Origin of the sequence: Streptomyces sp. NBC_01016 (genome assembly GCF_026341035.1) — a bacterium.
In the GTDB taxonomy this organism is placed as follows: domain Bacteria; phylum Actinomycetota; class Actinomycetes; order Streptomycetales; family Streptomycetaceae; genus Streptomyces.
Map to the genome: position 1 here is coordinate 1,523,261 of NZ_JAPEOQ010000002.1, position 22,552 is coordinate 1,545,812.

Annotated in this window: 20 protein-coding genes; 13 read left to right on the forward strand and 7 right to left on the reverse strand. The window is 71.0% G+C overall.

Going from position 1 to position 22,552, the window contains the following annotated elements; all coding sequences use genetic code 11:
• Positions 1-17 precede the first annotated feature (17 nt).
• The 5 genes from pheS (at position 18) to OG746_RS33690 (ending at position 7,161) form a co-directional block, all read left to right on the forward strand.
• Positions 18-1,148, forward strand: coding sequence for a phenylalanine--tRNA ligase subunit alpha (gene pheS, locus OG746_RS33670; RefSeq protein WP_266721595.1), 1,131 nt, complete (start codon positions 18-20; stop codon positions 1,146-1,148).
• Entirely contained in the window at positions 1,148-3,661 is a 2,514-nt protein-coding gene (gene pheT / locus OG746_RS33675) for a phenylalanine--tRNA ligase subunit beta (RefSeq protein WP_266721597.1), read from the forward strand. Before pheS ends, pheT begins: the two co-directional genes overlap by 1 nt.
• A gap of 182 nt (positions 3,662-3,843) precedes the next feature.
• On the forward strand, positions 3,844-4,929 hold the full coding sequence (locus tag OG746_RS33680) for a PP2C family protein-serine/threonine phosphatase (RefSeq protein WP_266721598.1): 1,086 nt from the start codon (positions 3,844-3,846) through the stop codon (positions 4,927-4,929).
• A 288-nt stretch (positions 4,930-5,217) separates the two neighbouring features.
• Positions 5,218-6,558 carry an NsdA family TPR-like regulatory protein gene (locus OG746_RS33685; protein WP_266721600.1) on the forward strand — a complete coding sequence of 447 codons (1,341 nt, stop codon included), beginning with the start codon at positions 5,218-5,220 and terminating at the stop codon, positions 6,556-6,558.
• Between the two features lie 72 nt (positions 6,559-6,630).
• Complete coding sequence (locus OG746_RS33690; protein ID WP_266721602.1) at positions 6,631-7,161, forward strand: NUDIX hydrolase; 531 nt, start codon at positions 6,631-6,633, stop codon at positions 7,159-7,161.
• A 13-nt stretch (positions 7,162-7,174) separates the two neighbouring features.
• On the opposite strand, the gene OG746_RS33695 is transcribed toward OG746_RS33690, so the two are convergent.
• Both OG746_RS33695 and OG746_RS33700 read right to left on the reverse strand, forming a co-directional pair.
• Positions 7,175-7,432 (reverse strand): hypothetical protein, encoded by a 258-nt coding sequence (locus OG746_RS33695; RefSeq protein WP_266721604.1) that lies wholly within the window; start codon positions 7,430-7,432, stop codon positions 7,175-7,177.
• 193 nt (positions 7,433-7,625) lie between these two features.
• Positions 7,626-8,486: a 3-hydroxybutyryl-CoA dehydrogenase gene (locus OG746_RS33700; RefSeq protein WP_266721606.1), complete on the reverse strand. Its 861-nt coding sequence runs from the start codon at positions 8,484-8,486 to the stop codon at positions 7,626-7,628.
• Positions 8,487-8,673: 187 nt separating this feature from the next.
• On the opposite strand from OG746_RS33700, the gene OG746_RS33705 reads away from it, so the two are divergent.
• Positions 8,674-9,882, forward strand: coding sequence for a family 10 glycosylhydrolase (locus OG746_RS33705; protein WP_524540545.1), 1,209 nt, complete (start codon positions 8,674-8,676; stop codon positions 9,880-9,882).
• Positions 9,883-9,903: 21 nt separating this feature from the next.
• On the opposite strand, the gene OG746_RS33710 is transcribed toward OG746_RS33705, so the two are convergent.
• The gene (locus OG746_RS33710) at positions 9,904-10,116 is read right to left on the reverse strand and encodes a DUF1918 domain-containing protein (protein ID WP_266721610.1); all 213 of its coding nucleotides are present in this window, start codon (positions 10,114-10,116) and stop codon (positions 9,904-9,906) included.
• A 72-nt stretch (positions 10,117-10,188) separates the two neighbouring features.
• Entirely contained in the window at positions 10,189-11,142 is a 954-nt protein-coding gene (locus OG746_RS33715; protein WP_266721612.1) for a DMT family transporter, read from the reverse strand.
• Here OG746_RS33715 and OG746_RS33720 point away from each other — a divergent pair.
• Both OG746_RS33720 and OG746_RS33725 read left to right on the forward strand, forming a co-directional pair.
• A complete protein-coding gene (locus OG746_RS33720) occupies positions 11,141-12,610 on the forward strand; it encodes an aminotransferase-like domain-containing protein (RefSeq protein WP_266721614.1) in 1,470 nt (489 codons plus the stop codon). The two genes, OG746_RS33715 and OG746_RS33720, sit on opposite strands and share 2 nt — an antisense overlap.
• A 10-nt stretch (positions 12,611-12,620) precedes the next feature.
• Entirely contained in the window at positions 12,621-13,052 is a 432-nt protein-coding gene (locus tag OG746_RS33725; protein ID WP_266721616.1) for a GNAT family N-acetyltransferase, read from the forward strand.
• On the opposite strand, the gene OG746_RS33730 is transcribed toward OG746_RS33725, so the two are convergent.
• Positions 13,049-13,498: a DUF6314 family protein gene (locus tag OG746_RS33730; protein WP_266721618.1), complete on the reverse strand. Its 450-nt coding sequence runs from the start codon at positions 13,496-13,498 to the stop codon at positions 13,049-13,051. The genes OG746_RS33725 and OG746_RS33730 overlap by 4 nt on opposite strands.
• 117 nt (positions 13,499-13,615) lie before the next feature.
• Between OG746_RS33730 and OG746_RS33735 the strand changes: the two genes are divergently transcribed.
• Positions 13,616-16,114 carry an alpha-L-arabinofuranosidase family protein gene (locus OG746_RS33735; protein WP_266721620.1) on the forward strand — a complete coding sequence of 833 codons (2,499 nt, stop codon included), beginning with the start codon at positions 13,616-13,618 and terminating at the stop codon, positions 16,112-16,114.
• Positions 16,115-16,117: 3 nt separating this feature from the next.
• On the opposite strand, the gene OG746_RS33740 is transcribed toward OG746_RS33735, so the two are convergent.
• Both OG746_RS33740 and OG746_RS33745 read right to left on the reverse strand, forming a co-directional pair.
• Positions 16,118-16,945, reverse strand: coding sequence for an ATP-binding protein (locus tag OG746_RS33740; RefSeq protein ID WP_266721622.1), 828 nt, complete (start codon positions 16,943-16,945; stop codon positions 16,118-16,120).
• 4 nt (positions 16,946-16,949) lie between these two features.
• Complete coding sequence (locus OG746_RS33745; protein ID WP_266721624.1) at positions 16,950-17,942, reverse strand: aldo/keto reductase; 993 nt, start codon at positions 17,940-17,942, stop codon at positions 16,950-16,952.
• A gap of 189 nt (positions 17,943-18,131) precedes the next feature.
• Between OG746_RS33745 and OG746_RS33750 the strand changes: the two genes are divergently transcribed.
• The 4 genes from OG746_RS33750 to argB all read left to right on the forward strand — a co-directional run bounded on the left by OG746_RS33750 (position 18,132) and on the right by argB (position 22,521).
• Positions 18,132-19,301 (forward strand): hypothetical protein, encoded by a 1,170-nt coding sequence (locus tag OG746_RS33750; protein ID WP_266721626.1) that lies wholly within the window; start codon positions 18,132-18,134, stop codon positions 19,299-19,301.
• A gap of 102 nt (positions 19,302-19,403) precedes the next feature.
• The gene (gene argC, locus OG746_RS33755; protein ID WP_266721628.1) at positions 19,404-20,432 is read left to right on the forward strand and encodes an N-acetyl-gamma-glutamyl-phosphate reductase; all 1,029 of its coding nucleotides are present in this window, start codon (positions 19,404-19,406) and stop codon (positions 20,430-20,432) included.
• A complete protein-coding gene (gene argJ, locus OG746_RS33760) occupies positions 20,429-21,580 on the forward strand; it encodes a bifunctional glutamate N-acetyltransferase/amino-acid acetyltransferase ArgJ (RefSeq protein WP_266721630.1) in 1,152 nt (383 codons plus the stop codon). Before argC ends, argJ begins: the two co-directional genes overlap by 4 nt.
• Positions 21,577-22,521, forward strand: coding sequence for an acetylglutamate kinase (gene argB, locus OG746_RS33765; protein WP_266721632.1), 945 nt, complete (start codon positions 21,577-21,579; stop codon positions 22,519-22,521). The genes argJ and argB overlap by 4 nt, the downstream gene beginning before the upstream one ends.
• Positions 22,522-22,552 lie beyond the last annotated feature (31 nt).

The window sequence follows — 22,552 nt, forward strand, 5'->3', positions numbered from 1 at the left end:
CGGAAGCACGGGAAGAGATGTCGGCACCGAACAAGTCGTACGACCCTGTCGAGGTCGAGGCACTGAAACCGGAAGAGATCGAGCGCGTCCAGGGGGAGGCGCTCGCCGCCTTCGCCGCCGCGGACTCGCTCGAGGCGCTTCAGGAGGCCAAGGTCGCGCACACCGGCGGCACCTCGCCGCTGGCGCTCGCCAACCGCGAGATCGGCGCGCTGCCGCCGCAGGCCAAGGCCGCGGCGGGCAAGCTCGTCGGGCAGGCCCGCGCCGCCGTCGGCCGGGGCCTCGCCGCCCGCCAGGCCGAGCTGGAGGCCGAGCGCGACGCGCGCGTCCTGGTCGAGGAGGCCGTGGACGTCACGCTGCCCCACGACCGCGAGCAGGCCGGCGCCCGGCACCCGCTCACCACGCTCTCCGAGCGCATCGAGGACGTCTTCGTGGCCATGGGCTACGAGGTCGCCGAGGGCCCGGAGATCGAGGCCGAGTGGTTCAACTTCGACGCGCTCAACATCGGCCCTGACCACCCCGCCCGCGGCACCCAGGACACCTTCTTCGTCCAGGGCGCCAAGGAGGCAGGGGGTGCGGACGAGGCCGGTCTCGTGCTGCGCACGCACACCTCGCCCGTGCAGATCCGCTCGATGCTGGACCGCGAGCCGCCGGTCTACGTGATCTGCCCCGGCCGCGTGTACCGCTCCGACGAGCTGGACGCCACGCACACCCCCGTCTTCAACCAGGTCGAGCTCCTCGCCATCGACGAGGGCCTGACCATGGCGGACCTCAAGGGCACCCTCGACCACATGGTCCAGGCGCTCTTCGGCCAGGGCATGAAGACGCGGCTGCGCCCGAACTTCTTCCCGTTCACCGAGCCGTCCGCCGAGATGGACATGGTCTGCTACGTGTGCCGCGGCGAGTCCGTCGGCAACGCGGACCGCCCCTGCCGCACCTGCTCCTCCGAGGGCTGGATCGAGCTGGGCGGCTGCGGCATGGTCAACCCGAAGGTGCTCGTCGCCTGCGGTGTGGACCCCGAGAAGTACAGCGGATTCGCCTTCGGGTTCGGCATCGAACGGATGCTGATGTTCCGCCACAACGTCGAAGACATGCGAGACATGGTCGAGGGTGACGTCCGCTTCACCCGGCCGTTCGGGATGGAGATCTGATGCGTATCCCGCTTTCCTGGCTGCGGGAGTACGTCGATCTCCCCGCCTCCGAGACCGGCCGCGACGTGCAGGCCAAGCTCGTGTCCGCAGGGCTCGAGGTCGAGACGGTCGAGCAGCTCGGCGCAGGCCTCAAGGGCCCCCTCGTCGTCGGTCAGGTCAAGACCATCGAGGAGTTGGAGGGCTTCAAGAAGCCCATCCGCTTCTGCACCGTCGACGTCGGTCAGGCCAACGGCACCGGTGAGCCGCAGGAGATCGTCTGCGGCGCCCGGAACTTCGCCGTCGGCGACAAGGTCGTCGTGGTCCTGCCGGGCGCCGTGCTGCCCGGCGACTTCGCGATCGCCGCGCGCAAGACGTACGGCAAGACCTCGCACGGCATGATCTGCTCCACCGACGAGCTCGGCATGGGCGACGACGGCACGCACGGCATCATCGTGCTGCCGCCGGAGCACGAGGTCGGCACCGACGCCATCGAGTTGCTCGAACTGGTCGACGAGGTGCTGGACATCGCGGTGACCGCCAACCGCGGCGACTGCCTGTCCATCCGCGGTGTCGCCCGCGAGGCCGCCATCGCCTACGGTCTGCCGCTGCGCGACCCGGCCCTCCTCGACGTGCCGACGCCGAACGCCGACGGCTACCCGGTGCAGATCACCGACCGCCTCGGCTGCGACCGCTTCACCGCGCGCACCGTCGCCGGGCTCTCGCCCGACTACCGCTCCCCGATCTGGCTCCAGCGCCGCCTGCAGAAGGTCGGCATGCGCCCGATCTCGCTCGCCGTCGACGTCACGAACTACGTGATGATGGAGCTCGGCCAGCCGCTGCACGCCTACGACCGCTCGCTCGTGCAGGGCGCGATCGGCGTCCGCCGCGCCGAGCAGGGCGAGCAGCTCACCACCCTCGACGGCACCAAGCGCAAGCTCGACGCCGAGGACCTGGTCATCACCGACGAGCGCGGCCCGATCGGCCTCGCCGGCGTGATGGGCGGCGCCAACACGGAGATCGCGGACCACGAGGAGACGGCCGGCACCACGGACGTCGTCATCGAGGCCGCGCACTTCGACGCCGTCTCCATCGCCCGCACCGCGCGCCGCCACAAGCTGTCCTCCGAGGCGTCCAAGCGCTTCGAGCGCGGCGTCGACCCGGAGGCCGCTTCGGCCGCCGCCCAGCGCGCCGTCGACCTGCTCGTGCTGCTCGCGGGCGGCAAGGCCGAGCCGGGTGTCACCGAGGTCGTCGCCCCGTCCGGGCCGCACACCATCACCGTCCCGGCCGACCACCCGGACAAGGTGGCGGGCGTGTCGTACGGCCGCGAGACCGTGGTGCGCCGCCTCCAGCAGGTCGGCTGCGACGCGTACGGGCAGGACGTCCTGACGGTCACCGTGCCGTCCTGGCGCCCCGACCTCGTGGACCCGAACGACCTCGCCGAAGAGGTCATCCGCCTGGAGGGCTACGAGAACCTGCCCTCCACGCTGCCGAAGCCCCCGGCGGGCCGTGGCCTGACCGCGCGCCAGCGCCTGCACCGCCGTGTCGGCCGCGCGCTGGCCGGTGCCGGGTACGTCGAGGCGCTCAACTACCCGTTCCTGGGCGAGGGCGTCTTCGACCAGCTCGGCCTGGAGGCGGACGACGCCCGCCGCAAGGTCGTCAAGCTGATCAACCCGCTCAACGACGAGGAGCCCGCGCTCCGTACGACGCTGCTGCCGGGGCTGCTGAACGCGCTGCGCCGCAACGACGGCCGCGGCAGCCACGACCTGGCGCTCTTCGAGACCGGCCTGGTGTTCCGGCCGACCGGTGAGGAGACCGCCCCGGTCCGCCTCCCCGTCGACCGCCGCCCGACCGACGAGGAGATCGCCGGTCTGGACGCCGCGCTGCCCGAGCAGCCGCGCCGTGCCGCCGTCGTCCTCGCGGGCGCCCGCGAGCAGGCCGGCTGGTGGGGCAAGGGCCGTCCGGCCGACTGGGCCGACGCCATCGAGGCCGCGCGCACCCTCGCCCGCGAGGCGCACGCGGAGCTCACGGTCCGTGCCGACCGGCACGAGCCGTGGCACCCCGGCCGCTGCGCCGCCCTGTACGTCGACATCGACGGCACGGAGACGCTCGTCGGCCACGCCGGTGAGCTGCACCCGCGCGTCGTCAAGGCGCTGAGCCTGCCCGAGCGCACCTGCGCGATGGAGCTGGACCTCGACGTCCTGGAGCGGGCCGGCACCGGCCTGCTGGAGGCGCCGCGGATCTCCACGTTCCCCGTCGCCACGCAGGACGTCGCGCTCATCGTCGACAAGACCGTCCCGGCCGCCGAGGTCGAGAAGGCGCTGCGCGAGGGCGCCGGTGAACTCCTGGAGTCCATCCGCCTGTTCGACGTGTACGAGAACGCGGAGCAGCTCGGCGACGACAAGAAGTCGCTCGCCTACGCGCTGTGCTTCCGGGCCGGCGACCGCACGCTGAAGGCCGACGAGGCGTCGGCCGCCCGCGACGCCGCGGTGGCGCTCGCCGCCGAGCGTACGGGCGCGGTGCTGCGCGGCGCGTAACAGCGCCGGCGCGTGACAGCGCGCACAGCCGCAGCTGAGGGGTGTATCCGGGAGACCGGGTGCACCCCTCACTCATTCGAGTGAGGATTCTCGATGATCCGGTCCGGAACGGGGAGACGGTCGACAGAATCATTGCGGTCGCCCGGCCTGATCCAAACGACAGACCCTAGGGGGCCGTCGGCATGATCCGTATCAAGACCAAGGCGCCCACGGGACTCGAACCGAGGCGTGCCCGGCGCACGTTGATGCTGGGCCTGCCGACCGTGTGGGGCGCGGTCGCCATGACGTACAAGTTCGTCTGCCCGCTCGCGCAGTTGGACGGGTTAGGCGCGCGGATCGCGACCAGCGCCGTCTTCTTCGCCGTCGGCACCGGGCTGATATTGCGCGTGCGCCACACCCTGATGCGGGAGTTGAGCGAGGCGCGGGCCGTCGCGGACGCCGCGCAGTCCGCGCTGCTGCGCCCGCTGCCGTCCCGGCTCGACGGTCTCGCGCTCGCCGCAGGACAGCTCTCCGCCGACCGCGGCGCCAGCATCGGCGGCGACCTGTACGACGTCGTCGCCACCGACCACGGCGTCCGCGTGGTCATGGGCGACGTACGAGGGCACGGGATCGCGGCGCTCGGCACCGTCGGCGCCGTCCTCGGCAGCTTTCGCGAGGCCGCGCACGACGAGGACGAACTCGGGGCGCTGCTGCGGCGGTTGGAGCGCGCGCACGCCCGCTATCTGCGCCAGCGCGCCCGGGAGGAGCATCCCGCCGCCGGGGGAGGGGAGCCGGAGAACCCGGTCGCGGAGGAGTTCGTGACGGTGCTGCTCCTGGAGATCCGGCGGGACGGCGCGGTGCACGCCCTCAACTGCGGTCACCCGTGGCCGTATCTGCTGCGTCCCGGCGCCGTGCGCTGCGTGGAGCCGATGAGCGGTGGCGATCCGATGCCGCCGCTCGGCCCGTTCCCGCTGCCCGCCGAGCTGCCGCCCGTGCGCTGCGGGCGGATCAGGCCCGGCGAGGGGCTCCTGCTGCACACCGACGGCATCGAGGACGCCCGCGATCACCAGGGCCGGTTCTTCCCGCTGCGGTCCACGCTCGACGGGGCCCTGCGCCGCGGCCCCATCATGCCCCAGGCCGTCATCCACGCCGTCTACACCCGGCTCCTGTGCCACGCCGGCGGCCGGCTCTGCGACGACGCCGCGCTGCTCGTGCTGCGCAACGACCGGAGCCGGGTGCCCGCCCAGCACGCCGGTCCCGTCGTGTGCACCGCCCACAAGGTGCTCTGAGCTTCCGGCCGTTCACGACCGTACGAGGCCGGGGGCCGCGTCGTCCGCCCGTCGCGGAGTGTGTCGGGCAGGCGAACGGGCGGACGACGCGGGTTCGGGCCGCCGCGCTGTACGAGGGGGAGCCGACGGCCCGGCCGGCCTCTTGCGAGGCAGTTCAGTCAAGCGGGTACCAACCAGCCACAACAGCGCGCACACGCCACGGACTTGGGCATTCCGATCACACCCCGTGTGAACACGCCTCGACTAGGCTGGCGGCACCGGGCCAATGGCGGGCAACGGAGGCTCTCGATGCAGCCCAACACCCTGCTCGACGCGATTCTCGACGAGGCCGGAATCTCCCATGCGGGACTCGCGGCACATGTGAACCAGGTGGGCAAGGCGCGCGGCCTCGCCCTCCGCTACGAACACACGGCGGTCGCCCGCTGGCTGAAGGGCCAGCGGCCGCGCGGCCAGGTGCCCGACCTGATCTGCGAAGTGCTGGCGGCGCGGCTTCAGCGGCACGTCACCCTCGACGACATCGGCCTCGGCGTCTCCTGCGAGCCCGCCACGGCGCACGTGACGACGCTGTCCGGCTTCGTGGAGCGGGCCACCGCTCTGTGGCGCTCCGACGAGCAGCAGCGCCGGCACATCCTGGACGCGCCCGCGGTCACCGGCACGCCGGCCGTCATGCCGGTGTGGGAGTGGGAGAACCCGCCCGAGGACAATGATGTCTCGCGCGGCGGCCGCCACCCGGTCAGCGTCGCCGACCTGGAGATGATGCGCTCGGCCCGCGCCCACTACGAGCAGATGTACCGCAAGGCGGGCGGCATCGCGACGCGCAGCCGCATCGTCGGCTTCCTCAACAGCGAGGCGGCGCCCCTCCTGCGCGGCAGCTACACCGACGACACGGGCCGCCAACTGCACCGCGCCACGGGCGGTTTGGTGGCCATCGCCGGCATCTGCGCGTACGACTCCGACGCGCACGGGCTCGCGCAGCGCTACTTCCACCAGGCGCTGCGGCTCGCAAAGGCCAGCGCGGACAGGGGACTTGGGGCGTACGTCATCGCGCTGCTCGTCAACCAGTCGCTGCACATGCGCGACTACCGGCAGGCCGTCGCCTTCGCGGAGGCCGCGCTGCGCGCCGCGGGGCGGCACATCACGCCCGCGCTCGCGTCCGATCTGTACGCGATGCAGGCGAAGGCGTACGCACACCTCGGTGACGGCACGAGTGCCCTGGAGTGCATCCGGCGTGCCGAGTCCGCCGCCGATCGCATCCGGCGCGGACACGAGCCGGACGAGACCGGTTACGTGCAGCCGGGATTCGTCAACGTACAGGTGGCGGAGGCCCTGTTGAGCCTCGGGGACTACGCGGCCGCCAAGGAGCACGCGCAGGAGGCGGTGCACACTCCGGCGCACGATCGGGGACGTGTGCACCGGCTCGCGGTGCTCAGCCAGATCCAGCTCAGACAGGGGAACGCGGAACAGGCCGTGGCCACCGCCGTGGAAATGGCCGAGACCGCTCGGGGCATGGAGTCGCAGCGCTTGCGCGACAGACTCAGGGCCGTCCGCGAACACCTCGTGCGCAGCGGATGCGCAGGTACGGCCGAGGCCGCCGAACTCATCGATGGAGCGCTGCGCGTACCACTGTGAGCCTTTACGCGGGGAGCCCGCGGACGCCACTGCTGCGATATTGCCAGCAACTCGGCGGAAGGTGGCAGAACCGTGCAGTGGACGAAACAGAACGAACAAACTGTGTATGCAAACCGATGGTTCAGCGTCAACCTGGCAGACGTCGCTCTGCCGGACGGCCGACACCTCGATCACTTCGTGATACGCCTGCGCGCCGTGGCTGTCGCCACGATCGTCAATGAGGCGCACGAGGTGCTCCTGCTGTGGCGGCACCGCTTCATCACCGACAGCTGGGGCTGGGAACTCGCCGCGGGTGTCGTCGAGGACGGGGAGGACATCGCGTACGCGGCGGCAAGGGAATTGGAGGAGGAGACCGGCTGGCGGCCGGGACCGCTGCGGCACCTGATGAGCGTCGAACCGTCCAACGGCCTCACGGACGCCCGGCACCACATCTACTGGACCGACGAGGGAACGTACATCGGCCACCCCCAGGACGATTTCGAGTCGGACCGCAGGGAATGGGTCCCGCTCAAACTCGTCCCCGACATGATCGCTCGCGGAGAGGTCCCGGCCGCCAACATGGCGGCGGCACTACTTCTCCTGCACCACCACAGCCTCGGCTAGCACCCTTCGGGGGCTAGTGTCCGAGGGCCTGCCACACCGTGATGGCCAACGCGCCGACCGAGGTCAGCGCGGCCACCGTGGGCAACGGCCAGCGAGTGTTCTCGAGCGCGCTGAGCCGGGTACTGAGATCGTCCTGATCCTTGGCGGTCTGGTCGTCGCGGTGTGTGTGCAGGGCCAGTTGACCGTCGATGCGGGTCAGTTGAACCTCGAAAACCCGTCGTAACTCTGCGAGTTCTTCCGGGACCACGGGATTATCCGGGTCGGTGGTCACGAGTTGGCTCCTTTCTCGATCGTGGCATCAGTCGTGTCTTCACTGATGTACAGACCGGAGTCAACTCGCCTGGTGGACGCGGCGGGAGCGTGTGCGAACGGCATATGCGGGTCAGTTGCGCACTCCCCGTGCGAACGCAGTGGGCCCGGTGCTCCGAAGAACACCGGGCCCACTTGCGGATTACGCTGCGTGGTCAGGCGTAGGTGTAGAAGCCCGAACCGCTCTTGCGGCCGAGCCGACCGGCGTCGACCATCCGCTGCAGCAGCGGGGGAGCGGCGTACAGCGGCTCCTTGTACTCGTCGTACATCGAGTCCGCGATGGAGACGATGGTGTCGAGGCCGATCAGGTCGGAGAGCTTGAGCGGGCCCATCGGGTGGGCGCAGCCGAGCTCCATCCCGTTGTCGATGTCCTCGCGGCTCGCGATGCCCGACTCGAACATCCGGATGGAGGAGAGCAGATACGGCACGAGCAGCGCGTTCACCACGAAGCCCGAGCGGTCCTGGGCGCGGATCGCGTGCTTGCCGAGGATCTTCTCCACCATGACCTGGGCGCGGCTGATCGTGCCCTCGGACGTGGTGAGCGCCGGGATCAGCTCGACGAGCTTCTGCACCGGCGCCGGGTTGAAGAAGTGGATGCCGACCACGTGGTCCGGGCGGGACGTCGCCACGGCCAGCTTCACCAGCGGGATGGAGGAGGTGTTCGACGCGAGGATCGCGTCGGACCGGGTCACGACCTGGTCGAGGACCTGGAAGATCTCCGTCTTCACCTGCTCGTTCTCGACGACCGCCTCGATGACGAGGTCGCGGTCGGAGAACTCACCGAGGTCCGTGGTGAACGTGAGGCGCTCCTGCGTCTCGGCCAGCTCCTCCTCGGTGATCTTGCCGCGCGAGGCCGCCTTCGAGAGGGAGCTCAGCAGCCGCGTGCGCCCGTACTCCAGGGCCTCGCCGGTGGTCTCGGCCACCTTCACGTCGAGTCCCGCACGGGCGCAGACCTCCGCGATTCCGGCGCCCATCTGGCCGCAACCCACCACGCCGACGCGTTGGATGTCACTCAAGGGGTCCGTCACCTCGTGCCTTTCGCTCTTCGTCCGGAGATCACCGATACCAGGGGCACGGTGTCTCGCCGGGGGCTTCCGGATCCGCACGTTACCCCGTAGACATGAGTGGGGTGGAGCCCGGGTTAACGGCTGTTCATGCCGTCAACACCGTGTCACACGAGGTTGGGGGGAACCTATGGGACGTATCTCACGTATTTCGCGGCGCGGGTTCACGCTCGGGGCGGTCCTCGCGCTGACCGCGGCGACGGCGGCGGACGCCGCCGCCTCGGGGCCGGTGCGGCCGCTGCGGCGGGAGCTGCGGGGCATGTGGCTGGCCACGGTGGCCAACCGGGACTGGCCCTCGCGGGCGGGTCTGGGCGCCGCCGAGCAGCGTGCCGAACTGATCGCGCACCTGGACACGGCCGTTCGCCGCCGGCTCAACGCCGTGATCTTCCAGATCCGGCCGACCGCGGACGCCCTGTGGCCGTCCGAGCACGAGCCGTGGTCCGCCGTCCTCACCGGAACGCAGGGGCAGGACCCCGGCTGGGACCCGCTGGGCACGGCGGTGGCCGAGGCGCACGCGCGGGGCCTGGAGCTGCACGCCTGGTGCAATCCGTACCGGATCGCCAACCACACGGACCCGAGTCGGCTGATCCCCACCCATCCGGCGCGGCTGCACCCCGAGTGGGTCGTCCCCTACGGCGGCAAGCTCTACTACAACCCGGGTCTGCCGGAGGTCCGCCGCTTCGTCGTGGACGCGATGCTGGACGCGGTCGAGAAGTACCCCGTGGACGCCGTGCACTTCGACGACTACTTCTACCCGTATCCCGTCGCGGGCCAGACCTTCGACGACGACGCGGCCTACGCCACGTACGGCGGCGGCTTCCCGGACCGGGCGGCCTGGCGGCGTGACAACATCGACCGGCTGATCCGGGAGATGGCGGCGCGCATCAGGAAGACCCGGCCGCGGACCCGGTTCGGCATCAGCCCCTTCGGGGTGTGGCGCAACAAGGCCACCGACCCGAAGGGTTCGGACACCACGGCCGGCGTGCAGACCTACGACGACCTGCACGCGGACACCCGTAAGTGGGTGCGCGAGCGGTGGATCGACTATGTGGTGCCCCAGGTGTACTGGAACATCGGCTTCGCGGCCGCCGACTACGCGAAGCTCGTGCCGTGGTGGGCCCGGGTCGTACGGGGCACGGGCGTGCGCCTCTACATAGGCGAGGCGCTCTACAAGGCGGGCGATCCGGCGCAGCCCGCCGCCTGGCAGGACCCCGCCGAGCTGTCCCGCCACCTCACGTTGGCGGACCGCTTCCCGGAGGTGCGCGGGCACGTGTTCTTCTCGGCCAAGGAGGTCGGGCAGGACAGGAACGGCGCGATGGTCCGCGTGGTGGCGGACCACTACAGCTGACCGACAGGCCCTACGCCGGGGTCAGGCCTTCTTCGTGGCCGAGTGCTTTGTGGCCGGGTGCCGGACGACCGCGTCCGGGCCCGGCGACATGATCGCCTCGTGGCCGTCCGCGAACCGCACGCGGAACGGTGGATCGCCGTCCGCGCCCAGCACTTCGATGATCTGTGCCACCCGGTCGTGCTGCCCGACGATCCGGCCGTGCACCAGGAGCTGGTCCCCTACGGTTGCGCGCATCAGGAGTGACCTCCTCAACGTGCCGTTGCGTTGCGGCAAGTGTACGGCGGCACACGGAAGTTGGACCCGTCCTCAGCCACGCGCGCGTTGGGTGGCCGCGATGCACAGCAGCACCGCCGCCGCGGTGAGCGGCGCCGCGACCGGCAGCGCCTCGCCGAGCAGGGCGACCGACCAGACGAGGGTCAACAGCGGCTGCGCGAGCTGGAGTTGGCTCGCCTTCGGGATACCGATCAGTGCCATGCCCTTGTACCAGACGACCAGGCCGAGGAACTGCGAGCCGACCGCCACCCACAGCAGCCCGGCCACGGCGTGCCCGGTCAGATGCACCGGCTCGTACGGGAGGGAGATCGCCGCGCCCGCCACCGCGAGGGGGAGGCACGGGACGAGCGCCCACGCGATGACCTGCCAGCCCGGCATCACGGACGCGAGCCGGCCGCCCTCGGTGTAACTCGCCGCGCAGATCAGCAGCGCCCCGAACAGGAGCAGGTCGGCCCGGGTGAGGGCGCCGCCGCTCTGCTGCACCGTGAACGCGATGACCGCCGCCGCGCCCACGCACGCGGCGATCCAGAACGTGCGCGAGGGGCGGGACCCGGTGCGTATCGACGAGAAGACGGCCGTGGTCAGCGGCAGCAGGCCGACCACCACCGCGGAGTGCGCGGTCGTCGCCGTCTCCAGCGCGAGCGTGGTGAGCAGCGGGAAGCCGACCACCACTCCGGCGGCGACGACGGCGAGGCCCGCCCAGTGCCGCCGGTCGGGGACGCGGACGCGCAGGGCCAGCAGACAGGCGCCCGCGACGAGCGCGGCCAAGGCGCAGCGCACGCTGATCAGCGAATAGGGGCCGAAGCCCTCGAGGCCCCAGGCCGTGGCGGGGAAGGTGAGCGAGAAGGACGTGACGCCGATGGCGGCGAGCAGGGTTCCTGCGAGCCTGCCCGGCCGGACCTCGGGCGCGGGCGGGGCGGCCGCGGCGGTCGGCCGCTCGGCAACTGCTACCCGGTCCGGCTCGATAGCGCTATTCTGTGCTCTCATGCAACAGAGTAGCAGCGTGGGCGAACTGGCGAAACAGCTCCGATCCGAGCTGAACCGCTACTCGCCGGGTGAAAAGCTGCCGTCGAGCCGCGTCCTCGTCGACCGCTTCAAGGTGAGTCCGGTGACGGTCTCCCGCGCGCTCGCCCAGCTCGCCGCCGAGGGCCTCGTCGTCACCCGCCCCGGCGCCGGCGCCTACCGGGCCGAGGCGCGGGCCTCGGCCGGGCCCGTCGGCGACACCTCCTGGCAGGAGGTCGCGCTGAGCGCCGACGCCGCGACGGAGGTCGTGCCGCGCGCGGTCGACGCGGCGGGCGTCCTCGTGACGCTCTCGCCGCCGCCACCCGGCGTCATCGAGCTCAACACCGGCTATCTGCACCCGGTCCTGCAGCCGGGCGCCGCCATGTCCGCCGCCCTCGCGCGCGCCGGACGGCGCCCCGGGGCCTGGGCCAAGCCGCCCGTCGACGGCCTGCCCGAACTGCGTGAGTGGTTCGCGCGCGGCATCGGCGGGGCGATCTCCGCCTCGGACGTACTGATCACGTTCGGCGGGCAGTCGGCGCTCACCACCGCGCTGCGCGCACTCGCGCCGCCCGGCGCCCCCGTCCTCGTCGAATCGCCCACGTATCCGGGCATGTTGGCGATCGCGCGGGCGGCGGGGCTCCGGCCGGTGCCGGTGCCTGTGGACCGCGACGGCGTGCGCCCCGAACTCCTCGCGCAGGCCTTCAGGGCGACCGGCGCCAGGCTCTTCGTGTGCCAGCCGCTGTTCCAGAACCCGACGGGGGCGGTGCTCTCCGCCGACCGCCGCCCCGAGGTGCTGCGGATCGCGCGGGAGGCCGGGGCGTTCATCGTCGAGGACGACTTCGTGCGCCGGCTCGTCCACGAGGACGCGGGGCCGCTGCCCCGGCCCCTCGCGTCCGACGACCCCGACGGCGTCGTCGTCCACGTCTGCTCGCTCACCAAGGCGACGTCGCCGAGCCTGCGCATCGGCTGCCTCGCCGCCCGCGGGCCCGTCCTCGAACGGCTGCGCGCGATCCAGGTCGTCGACCACCTCTTCGTCCCGCGGCCCCTCCAGGAGGCCACGCTCGAACTCGTCGGCTCCCCGGCCTGGCCGCGCCATCTGCGCACCCTGGCGGGGGTGTTGAGGGGGCGCCGCGACATCCTGGCGGCCGCGATCATCGCGGACCTCCCCGCGCTCGACCTCACGCACATCCCGGCCGGCGGCTACCACCTGTGGCTGCGCCTGCCGGAGGGCAGCGACGAGGCGGCGCTGGTCGCGGGCGCCCTGCGCGCGGGCGTCGCGGTCGCCCCGGGCCGCCCGTACTTCTCGGCCGAACCCCCGGCGCCGCACATCCGGCTGAGCTTCGTGGGCGTCGCGACGACCGCCGAGCTCACCGAGGGCGTACGCCGCCTGAAGGCGGCCTGCGCGGAGCTCCTGCCCCCGAATTCCCTCGACGCACCCGCGTCCGACCTGTGAGGATCCCCGCATGACCAGCTCACTGCCCGACGGCTACGAGATATCCACGGACCCCGCCCGCATCGACACGGACCGCGTCCACGCGTGGCTCTCCGGGGACGCGTACTGGGCACTGGGCCGCCCGCGCGCCCAGCAGGACAAGGCGCTCGCCGGCTCCCTCAACTTCGGTGTGTACGACGCCGCTTCGGGCGAACAGGTCGCCTACGCGCGCGTGGTCACGGACGAGGCCACGTTCGCCTGGCTCTGCGACGTGTACGTCGACCGCTCGGTACGCGGCAAGGGCATCGGCAAGGCGATGGTGACGACGATCCGCGACCACCTGAAGCCGTTGGGCATCCGCCGCATCCTCCTGGCGACGCAGGACGCGCACGGGGTGTACGAGGAGGTGGGCTTCAAGCCCTTGGAGCACCCGGACCAGTGGATGGCGTTGTACTTCGTTTAGAGCAAGCCCTTGCGCCGATAGTCCGTTGTGAGCAGCAGATCCTTGGCGGGCCCCTTCACCCGCCACACGGTCCGCCACCGCTCCGCGTCGTACACGGTGAACTCGCCCCGGTAGAGGTCGGCCGAACACGGGTGGTCGGCGACGTGGTGGCCGGTCCGCAGGTCCAGGTCATGGAAGAACCGCCCGTCGGCGAACCGCACGACGGCCGTGCCGGCCTCCTCGCCCGGCAGGTACCGGAGCGTGCGCTCGGCGGGCCGGGCAACCCCGTGCCACTCGAACGTCCCGGACTCGAAGTGCAGCAGGCCGTCCCCCTCGGCCGTGAAGCCGGTCGTCCCGGCGAACGTCCCCGTCGCGTCCGCCGCGAGGTCCCGTACCGTCCGCTCGACCCGCCAGCTCCCCGCCAGGAACGCCAACACGTCGGAAACCGGCCAGAGTTCACTCGTCACGCACACCACTCCCGCTCACCTCTGCGCGAACCGTTGACGCGCGTACCGCTGCTTCCTATGTTGCCGTTCGCAGTTTAGGACGCCGTACGAAACCCCGAACAATCCGAGGGAGTGCGCATGACGCGTGGACGACGCAGAGGCTGGAGACTGGGGCTCGGGGCGGCGGTGGGCTCCCTGCTGGTGGGCACGGCCGTACTGCCGTCATCGGCTGCCGGGGCCGATACGAAGGCCGACGCCACCGACTACTCCGTCACCGTCGACCCGAGCCGCTCGGGCGCGGCCATCGACGACACGATGTACGGCGTCTTCTTCGAGGACATCAACCGGGCCGCCGACGGTGGGCTCTACGCCGAGCTCGTACAGAACAGGTCCTTCGAGTACTCCACCGCCGACAACGCCGCGTACACCCCGCTCACCGCGTGGAAGACGAGCGGCACGGCGAAGGTCGCCGACGACGACGGGAGACTCAACGCGCGCAACCGCAACTACCTCTCCCTGGCCGCCGGTTCGAGCGCCACCAACTCCGGCTACGGCACCGGCTACACCCTCAAGAAGGGCGCCACGTACGACTTCTCGGTCTGGGCACGCGGCGAATCCGAGCTCACCGTGACCCTCGGCGACGCCGACGGCGCCCTCGCCACGCCGCGCAAGGTACGGACGCGCGGCGGCTGGGCGAAGTACACGGCGACGTTCACGCCGCGCCAGGACACCACCACGGGCCGCCTCACCGTCGCCACCACCAAGGACGCCGCGCTCGACATGGTGTCGCTGTTCCCGCGCGACACCTACAAGGGACACAAGAACGGCCTGCGCAAGGACCTCGCCCAGAAGGTCGCCGACCTCAAGCCCGGCTTCGTTCGCTTCCCCGGTGGCTGCCTCGTCAACACCGGCTCCATGAAGGGGTACGACGAGGCCTCCGGCTACGAGCGCAAGCGTTCGTACCAGTGGAAGGACACGGTCGGCCCGGTCGAACAGCGCGCCACCAACTCCAACTTCTGGGGATACAACCAGAGTTACGGTCTCGGCTACTACGAGTACTTCCAGTTCGCCGAGGACATCGGCGCGATGCCGCTGCCCGTCCTCCCGGCCCTCGTCACCGGCTGCGGCCAGAACAAGGCCACCGACGACGACGCGCTCCTGAAGCGGCACATCCAGGACACACTCGACCTCATCGAGTTCGCCAACGGCCCGGCCAGCAGCAAGTGGGGCAAGCTCCGCGCCGAGATGGGCCACCCGAAGCCCTTCCACCTCACGCACCTCGAGGTCGGCAACGAGGAGAACCTTCCCGAGGAGTTCTTCGCCCGCTTCAAACAGTTCCGCGCCGCCATCGAGGCCAAGTACCCGGACGTCACGGTCATCTCCAACTCCGGCCCCGACGACAGCGGTTCGACCTTCGACACGGCGTGGAAGCTCAACAAGGACGCCAAGGTCGACATGGTCGACGAGCACTACTACAACAGCCCGCAGTGGTTCCTCCAGAACAACGACCGCTACGACTCCTACGACCGGCAGGGCCCCAAGGTCTTCCTCGGTGAGTACGCCTCGCTCGGCAACCAGTGGTCCAACGCCATGTCCGAGGCCTCCTACATGACGGGCCTCGAACGCAACGCGGACGTGGTCAAACTGGCCTCGTACGCCCCGCTGTTCGCCCGCACGGACACCGTGCAGTGGAAGCCCGACATGATCTGGTTCGACGACCAGAAGTCATGGGGTTCGGCCGACTACGAGGTGCAGAAGCTCTTCATGCGCAACGTCGGCGACCGCGTCGTCCCCTCGAAGGCCACCGCCACCCCGTCGACCCTGGAGCCGATCACCGGCGCCGTGGGCCTCTCCACCTGGGCGACCAGCGCCGCGTACGACGACGTCAAGGTCACGGACGCCGACGGGAAGACGCTGCTGAGCGACGACTTCAGCGGTGACGCCGCCGGGTGGACCGGTACCGGCAGCGGGAGTTGGGGCGTCCAGGACGGGCAGTACGTGCAGTCCGACGAGGTCGCGGAGAACACCCTGGTCACGGCGGGCGACCCGAGCTGGCAGAACTACGACCTGCATGTGAAGGCCACCAAGAAGTCCGGCAAGGAGGGCTTCCTCGTCGCCTTCGGCGTCAAGGACACCGGGAACTACTACTGGTGGAACCTGGGCGGCTGGAACAACACCCAGTCGGCCGTCGAACAGGCCGTGAACGGCGGCAAGTCGACGCTCATGTCCAAGGCCGGATCGATCGAGACCGGCCGCGCCTACGACGTCGACATCAAGGTGCGCGGCCGCCAGGTGACGCTGTACCTCGACGGCCAGGAGTGGGGCTCCTTCAAGGACGACAAGCCGGCCGAGCCGTTCCGCCAGGTCGTGACCAAGGACAAGAAGACCGGCGACCTGATCGTCAAGGTCGTCAACGCGCAGGACTCCGCGGCCCGTACGAAGGTCGACCTCGGCGGCGCCGACGTCGCGGACTCGGCGGCGGTGACGACGCTGACCGCGGCGCCCGACGCCGAGAACACGGCGACCGACCGGCCCGTGAAGCCGGTGACGTCGACCTTCGACGGCGTCAGCGACAGGTTCACGTACACGTTTCCGGGGAACTCGGTGACGTTCCTGAGGATCAAGAAGGGCTCCTGAGGATCAAGAAGGGCTGAGCCCTCCCGATCCCGAGGTGAAGGGACGCGCGCGGTGCCCGGCGGCCAGGAGGGGAGCTGCCGGGAGCCCCGTCGCCGCGCGCGTCACCCTCGCCGTACAGGACGCGTCCCCGCACTCGCAGGAGAACGCGACCTCCCTGTCGCCGGGCTCCCCGTCCGCCCAGGGGCGGCCGAAGTACCCGGCGATCTGGGCGACCACGGCCTCGTTGGCCTCACGGAGCAGGGCGCGGCGCTCATCGGCCGCCCCCGCGTGCGGCCCCTCGGCGAGCGGGCCGGCCCAGAGCCGGGCGACCTCCTCCGTGGTGTCCGCGCTGCCGTCGACGCTCAGGAAGGGCGCGCCGGACTCCCGTACCTCTTCCGCGATCTCCTGGGCCAGGCGGCGGTACAGGGCCAGCGGGCCGGGCCCCAACTCCCGTTCCGCAAGCCGCTTTTCGAGCAGCTCGGGGGTCGGTAGCAGCCACAGTGCGGCCCGGCCGGGGAGGGCCCGGGCGACACCGGGCGTGATCGTCGTGCCCTCGGCCACCGTCAGTGGGGCCGGGGGCAGCGCCCGTACATCGTCGACGACCATCGGGCCGCGCTCGCGGTGCAGTGACATCGCGAGGAGCTCGCCCACGGGTCTCGCCCAGCGCTCGTCGGGCGGCAGCGTCTCGAAGCGGACGGCCGCCTCGTCGCGCGCCGCGAGCGCCCGGTCGCGGTGCGCCCACGTGCGCGTATCGGCGTGATATCTGCGCAGGCCGTGCCGCCGCGCGAGGCGCTCGGCGACCGTCGACTTGCCGGCGCCTGGCGCGCCGCCCAGCCACAGGACGTGCGTCACGCGCTCAGCCGTTCACGAACTTCATGCTGCCCGCGTCGTAGCGGTCACCGGCCACCTCGCCCGCCGGGGCCGCCGCGTCGATCGCGGCCAGCTCGTCCGCCGACAGCTCCAGTGTCGCCGCCGCCACGTTCTCCTCCAGGTACTTCTGGCGGCGCGTGCCGGGGATCGGCACCACGTCGTCGCCCTGGTGCTGCACCCAGGCGAGCGCCAACTGGCCCGCCGTGACGCCCTTCTGGGCCGCCAACTCCTCCAGGCGCGCGACGATCGCGAGATTGCGCTCCAGGTTCCCGTCCGTGAAGCGCGGCTGGGAGCGGCGCACATCGCCCTCCTTGAACTGCTCCGTCGACTTGTAGGCGCCGGTGAGGAAGCCGCGCCCCAGCGGCGAGAACGGCACGAGCCCGATGCCCAGCTCCCGGCACACCGGCAGGATCTCCGCCTCCAGGTCGCGCGTCCACAGCGAGAACTCGCTTTGCAGCGCCGCGATGGGATGCGTCGCGTACGCCTTGCGCAGCGTGTCCGCGCCCGCCTCCGAGAGGCCGAGGTGGCGCACCTTGCCCTCCTTCACCAGCTCCGCCATGGCGCCCACAGTCTCCTCGATGGGCACGTTTTGGTCGACGCGGTGCAGGTAGTACAGGTCGATGTGGTCGACGCCGAGCCGGCGCAACGAGGCCTCGCAGGCCTGGCGTACGTACGCGGCGTCGCCGCGGATCTCGACGGGCTCCCCGAGCTTGTTGGCGAAGCCGAACTTCGTGGCGAGGACGGCCTGTTCGCGGCGGCCCGGCGCGGCGAGGGCGCGGCCGATCAGCTCCTCGTTGTGCCCGGTTCCGTAGAAGTCCGAGGTGTCGAGCAGGGTGACACCGAGGTCGAGGGCGCGGTGGATCGTGCCGATCGACTGCTCGTCGTCGGACGGGCCGAAGCCGTGGCTCATGCCCATGCAGCCGAGGCCCTGCGCGGAGACGGTGAGCGCGCCCAGGCGGCGAGTGGGAAGGTTCGACATGGGGTGCTGCCTCCTGTGGTGGTGCCGGTGCCGGATGCGCTCGACGGTATGACCTGGAGCGCACTCCAGGGCAAGCGCTGCGCCTCCGGGTACGCTGCGCGCGCCGGGCACACCGGCGAGTGACTAGGGGGAGTGGTCGTGAGCGCAGCGCGGATCCGGTGCAGAGGGACGGCGGTGTGCGCCGCTTTCGTGGCCTCCTTGCTGGCCGTCGCGGGGTGCGGGACGCCCGGCGGGCAGGCGAAGGCGCCCTCCCCGTCGAAGACCCAAAAGGCGGAACTCTCCTGGAAGTTCGAGCACATCGCGGACTTCAACGGTGAGCTGACCGACGTCGCGGTCCTCGCCGAGGACGACATCTGGGCGACCGGTGCCGAGAACGACGGCAACTACGCGTCCCTGCTCCTGCACTACGACGGCGAGCGATGGAGCCGCGAGCCCCTGCCCGACGCGCTCGGCGACGGTGAGGGCTACCCGCCCATGCTCGAAGAGGTCGGCGACAAGGCCCTGTGGATGCGGTCGATGCCGCGCCAGGAAGGCGTTCCACAGGCGGACGCGGCGGCGGCCAAGTGGGCACAGTGGGACGGCACCCGCTGGTCCCCGGTGCCGAACCCGCCGCCCGGTGCGGCGGGAAACCTCCACGCCACGTCCCCCGACGACATCTGGACGCTCACCGGCGAGCAGACCGCCGCCCACTGGGACGGCACGCGCTGGACCACGACCCGGCTCCCGTACAAGGTGGGCGACCTGGCCGTCGCGGGCCCCGACGACGTCTGGGCGGTCGGCAGCCGCTCCACCGGACCCGGCACCGGGACCGTGCACGGCGAGCCGTACGACCAGCCCGCCTCCACGCACTGGGACGGCACGTCCTGGAAGCCGGTGGACACGCCCCGGGCCCGCTTCGAGGAGCCGATCCCGCCCGAACCCGTAGCGGGCCTGAACAAGGTCTTCGCACTCGAAGACGGGCAGGTGCGCGCGTACGGCACCAACTCCTTCAACCACGGCGAGGTCGAGCCCGAACCGGAGGACCAGTACATCCGGCTGCGCTGGGACGGCGCGAAGTGGGCCGACCAGGACCCGGCCCCCGGCCAGTGCGAGCTGCGGATCCCGGTCGGCCAGGAAAAGGGCGGCCTCTTCCTCGACGGCAACTGGTACCTGACCGACGACAACCGCTGCGTGAAGATCAAACGCGAGCGACTGCCCCTGTCGACCGGCGCCCGCAAGGCCTCGAACCAGATGCTGTGGCTGAAGGAGATCCACCGGATCCCGGGCACCGACGAATGGATCGGCGCCGGAAAGGTGGAGGTCATGCAGAGCGGCGACCCGTTCGGCGCGCCCGTCGTCGTACGCCTGGAGCGCGGCTGAGCCGCAGGCTTCGGCTCCCACGGCCGCCAGGGGGCGATCACACCACTCGTTGCATAAACGTGCACAGAGACGTATAGTCATGCCATCCAAGAGGAGGGTTCCATGGCGGTACGCGCAGCAGTGGCGGGAGCGAGTGGATATGCGGGCGGCGAAGTGCTGCGCCTGCTGCTCGCCCACCCGGAGGTGGAGATCGGCGCCCTGACGGGCAACTCGAACGCGGGGCAGCGCCTGGGCGCGCTCCAGCCCCACCTCTTCCCGCTCGCCGACCGAGTCCTCCAGGAGACCACGACGGAGGTGCTCGCGGGGCACGACGTCGTCTTCCTGGCGCTGCCGCACGGGCAGTCCGCCGCCGTCGCCGAGCAGCTCGGCCCGGACGTCCTCGTCGTCGACATGGGCGCCGACTTCCGGCTGAAGGACGCCGCCGACTGGGAGACGTTCTACGGCTCGCCGCACGCCGGCACGTGGCCGTACGGCCTTCCCGAACTGCCGGGTGGCCGCGCCGTGCTGGAGGGGTCCAAGCGCATCGCGGTGCCCGGTTGCTACCCGACGGCCGTCTCGCTCGCCCTCGTCCCCGCGTACGCGGCGGGGCTCGTGGAGAGCGAGGCCGTGATCGTCGCCTCGTCCGGCACCTCCGGCGCGGGCAAGGCGGCCAAGCCGCACCTGCTCGGCAGCGAGGTCATGGGGAACATGTCGCCGTACGGGGTGGGCGGCGGTCACCGGCACACCCCCGAGATGATCCAGAACTTCAGCGCCGCGGCGGGGGAGCGGGTCTCCGTCTCCTTCACGCCGACGCTCGCGCCGATGCCCCGCGGCATCCTCGCCACGTGCAGCGCCAAGGCGAAGCCCGGCGTCACCTCCGAGCAGGTGCGGGCCGCGTACGAGAAGGCGTACGGCGAGGAGCCGTTCGTCAATCTGCTGCCCGAGGGCCAGTGGCCGCAGACGGCCGCCGTGTACGGGTCGAACGCGGCGCAGATCCAGGTCGCGTACGACGAAGCCGCGGGCCGCGTCATCGTCATCAGCGCGATCGACAACCTGACCAAGGGCACCGCCGGCGGTGCCATCCAATCCATGAACATCGCCCTCGGTCTCGACGAGACCACCGGGCTCTCGACGATCGGAGTCGCGCCGTGAGTGTGACGGCAGCCAAGGGATTCCAGGCCGCGGGCATCGCCGCCGGAATCAAGAACAGCGGGAACCCGGACCTGGCCCTCGTGGTCAACCGCGGCCCCCGCCTGGCGGCCGCGGGCGTCTTCACCTCCAACCGCGTCAAGGCCGCCCCGGTCCTCTGGTCCGAGCAGGTCCTCAAGGGCGGCCTCGTCTCCGCCGTCGTCCTCAACTCCGGTGGCGCCAACGCCTGCACAGGCCCCAAGGGCTTCCAGGACACGCACGCGACGGCCGAGAAGGTCGCCGAGGTCCTCGAGGTGAACGCGGGAGAGGTCGCCGTCGCGTCGACGGGCCTCATCGGCGAGCTGCTGCCCATGGACAAGGTGCTGCCCGGCGTGGACAAGGCCGCGGCCCAGCTCTCCGAGCACGGCGGCGAGAAGGCCGCCATCGCCATCAAGACCACCGACAGCGTGCACAAGACGGCGGTGCACCAGGGCGAGGGCTGGACCGTCGGCGGCATGGCGAAGGGCGCCGGCATGCTGGCCCCCGGCCTCGCCACCATGCTGGTCGTCCTCACCACGGACGCCGCCCTCGACAGCGAGGTCCTGGACAAGGCGCTGCGCGACGCCACCCGCGTCACCTTCGACCGGGTCGACTCCGACGGCTGCATGTCGACGAACGACACGGTGCTGCTGCTCGCCTCCGGCGCCGCCGAAGTCACCCCGGAGTACGAGGAGTTCGCCCAGGCCGTCCGCCTCGTCTGCGACGACCTCGGCCGACAGCTCATCGGTGACGCCGAGGGTGCCAGCAAGGACATCAAGGTCGAGGTGATCAACGCCGCGAGCGAGGACGAGGCCGTCGAGGTGGGCCGCTCCATCGCCCGGAACAACCTCCTCAAGTGCGCCATCCACGGCGAGGACCCCAACTGGGGCCGGGTCCTTTCCGCGATCGGCACCACGAAGGCCACCTTCGAGCCGGACGAGCTGAACGTCGCGATCAACGGCGTGTGGGTCTGCAAGAACGGCGGCGTCGGCGAGGACCGCGACAAGGTCGACATGCGCTACCGGGAGGTCGTCGTCACCGCCGACCTCGCCGCGGGCACCGAGACCGCGACGATCTGGACCAACGACCTGACAGCCGACTACGTCCACGAGAACAGCGCGTACTCCTCATGAGCGAGACGAAAGAGACCAAGTCGACCGGAGCGCGGAAGCACACCGCGCTCCCCAAGGCCCAGACGCTCATCGAGGCGCTGCCCTGGCTGACCCGGCACCACGGCAAGACCGTCGTCATCAAGTTCGGCGGCAACGCCATGATCGACGAGGAGCTGAAGGCCGCGTTCGCGCAGGACGTCGTCTTCCTGCACCACGCGGGGCTCAAGCCCGTCGTGGTGCACGGCGGCGGCCCGCAGATCAGCAGGGCGCTGGACCGGCACGGCATCGTCAGCGAGTTCAAGGCGGGCCTCCGGGTCACCACCGAGGACGCCATGGACGTCGTACGGATGGTGCTCGCCGGGCAGGTGCAGCGCGAGCTGGTCGGCCTGCTCAACCAGCACGGACCGCTCGCCGTCGGCATCACCGGCGAGGACGCGCACACCATCACCGCCACCAAGCACCAGCCCCGCATCGAGGGCGAGCTGGTCGACATCGGCCGGGTCGGCGAGATCACCGAGATCGACACCGGCGCCATCGAGGCCCTGCTCGCCGACGGCCGGATCCCGGTCGTCTCCTCGATCGCCCGTTCCCAGGACGATTCGCATGTCTACAACGTCAATGCTGATACGGCGGCTGCGGCACTCGCTGCTGCGCTGGACGCCGAGACGCTGATGGTGCTGACCGACGTCGAGGGCCTCTACGAGGACTGGCCCCACTCCGACGAGGTCATCAGCCGGCTCACCGCCACCGAACTCGAGAAGCTGCTCCCGGAGCTGGCGAGCGGCATGGTCCCGAAGATGGAGGGCTGCCTGCACGCCGTGCGCAACGGCGTGCACACCGCCCGCGTCATCGACGGGCGGGTCCAGCACTCGATCCTGCTGGAGATCTTCACCGACGAAGGCATCGGCACGATGGTCATCGCCGACAAAGAGGGCGACAACAAGGGGGAGAGCAACTCGTGACTGATAACCAGGAGTTGACGGAGCGCTGGCA

Excerpts from the sequence above, each read along its gene's own strand:
- OG746_RS33735 (WP_266721620.1), top strand. The coding sequence starts at position 13,616 with ATGACGCGTGGACGACGCAGAGGCTGGAGACTGGGGCTCGGGGCGGCG.
- OG746_RS33745 (WP_266721624.1), bottom strand. The coding sequence starts at position 17,942 with ATGTCGAACCTTCCCACTCGCCGCCTGGGCGCGCTCACCGTCTCCGCG.
- OG746_RS33725 (WP_266721616.1), top strand. The coding sequence starts at position 12,621 with ATGACCAGCTCACTGCCCGACGGCTACGAGATATCCACGGACCCCGCC.
- pheT (WP_266721597.1), top strand. The coding sequence starts at position 1,148 with ATGCGTATCCCGCTTTCCTGGCTGCGGGAGTACGTCGATCTCCCCGCC.
- OG746_RS33680 (WP_266721598.1), top strand. The coding sequence starts at position 3,844 with ATGATCCGTATCAAGACCAAGGCGCCCACGGGACTCGAACCGAGGCGT.
- argB (WP_266721632.1), top strand. The coding sequence starts at position 21,577 with ATGAGCGAGACGAAAGAGACCAAGTCGACCGGAGCGCGGAAGCACACC.
- OG746_RS33720 (WP_266721614.1), top strand. The coding sequence starts at position 11,141 with ATGCAACAGAGTAGCAGCGTGGGCGAACTGGCGAAACAGCTCCGATCC.
- OG746_RS33710 (WP_266721610.1), bottom strand. The coding sequence starts at position 10,116 with ATGCGCGCAACCGTAGGGGACCAGCTCCTGGTGCACGGCCGGATCGTC.
- OG746_RS33685 (WP_266721600.1), top strand. The coding sequence starts at position 5,218 with ATGCAGCCCAACACCCTGCTCGACGCGATTCTCGACGAGGCCGGAATC.
- OG746_RS33715 (WP_266721612.1), bottom strand. The coding sequence starts at position 11,142 with ATGAGAGCACAGAATAGCGCTATCGAGCCGGACCGGGTAGCAGTTGCC.
- pheS (WP_266721595.1), top strand. The coding sequence starts at position 18 with ATGTCGGCACCGAACAAGTCGTACGACCCTGTCGAGGTCGAGGCACTG.
- argC (WP_266721628.1), top strand. The coding sequence starts at position 19,404 with ATGGCGGTACGCGCAGCAGTGGCGGGAGCGAGTGGATATGCGGGCGGC.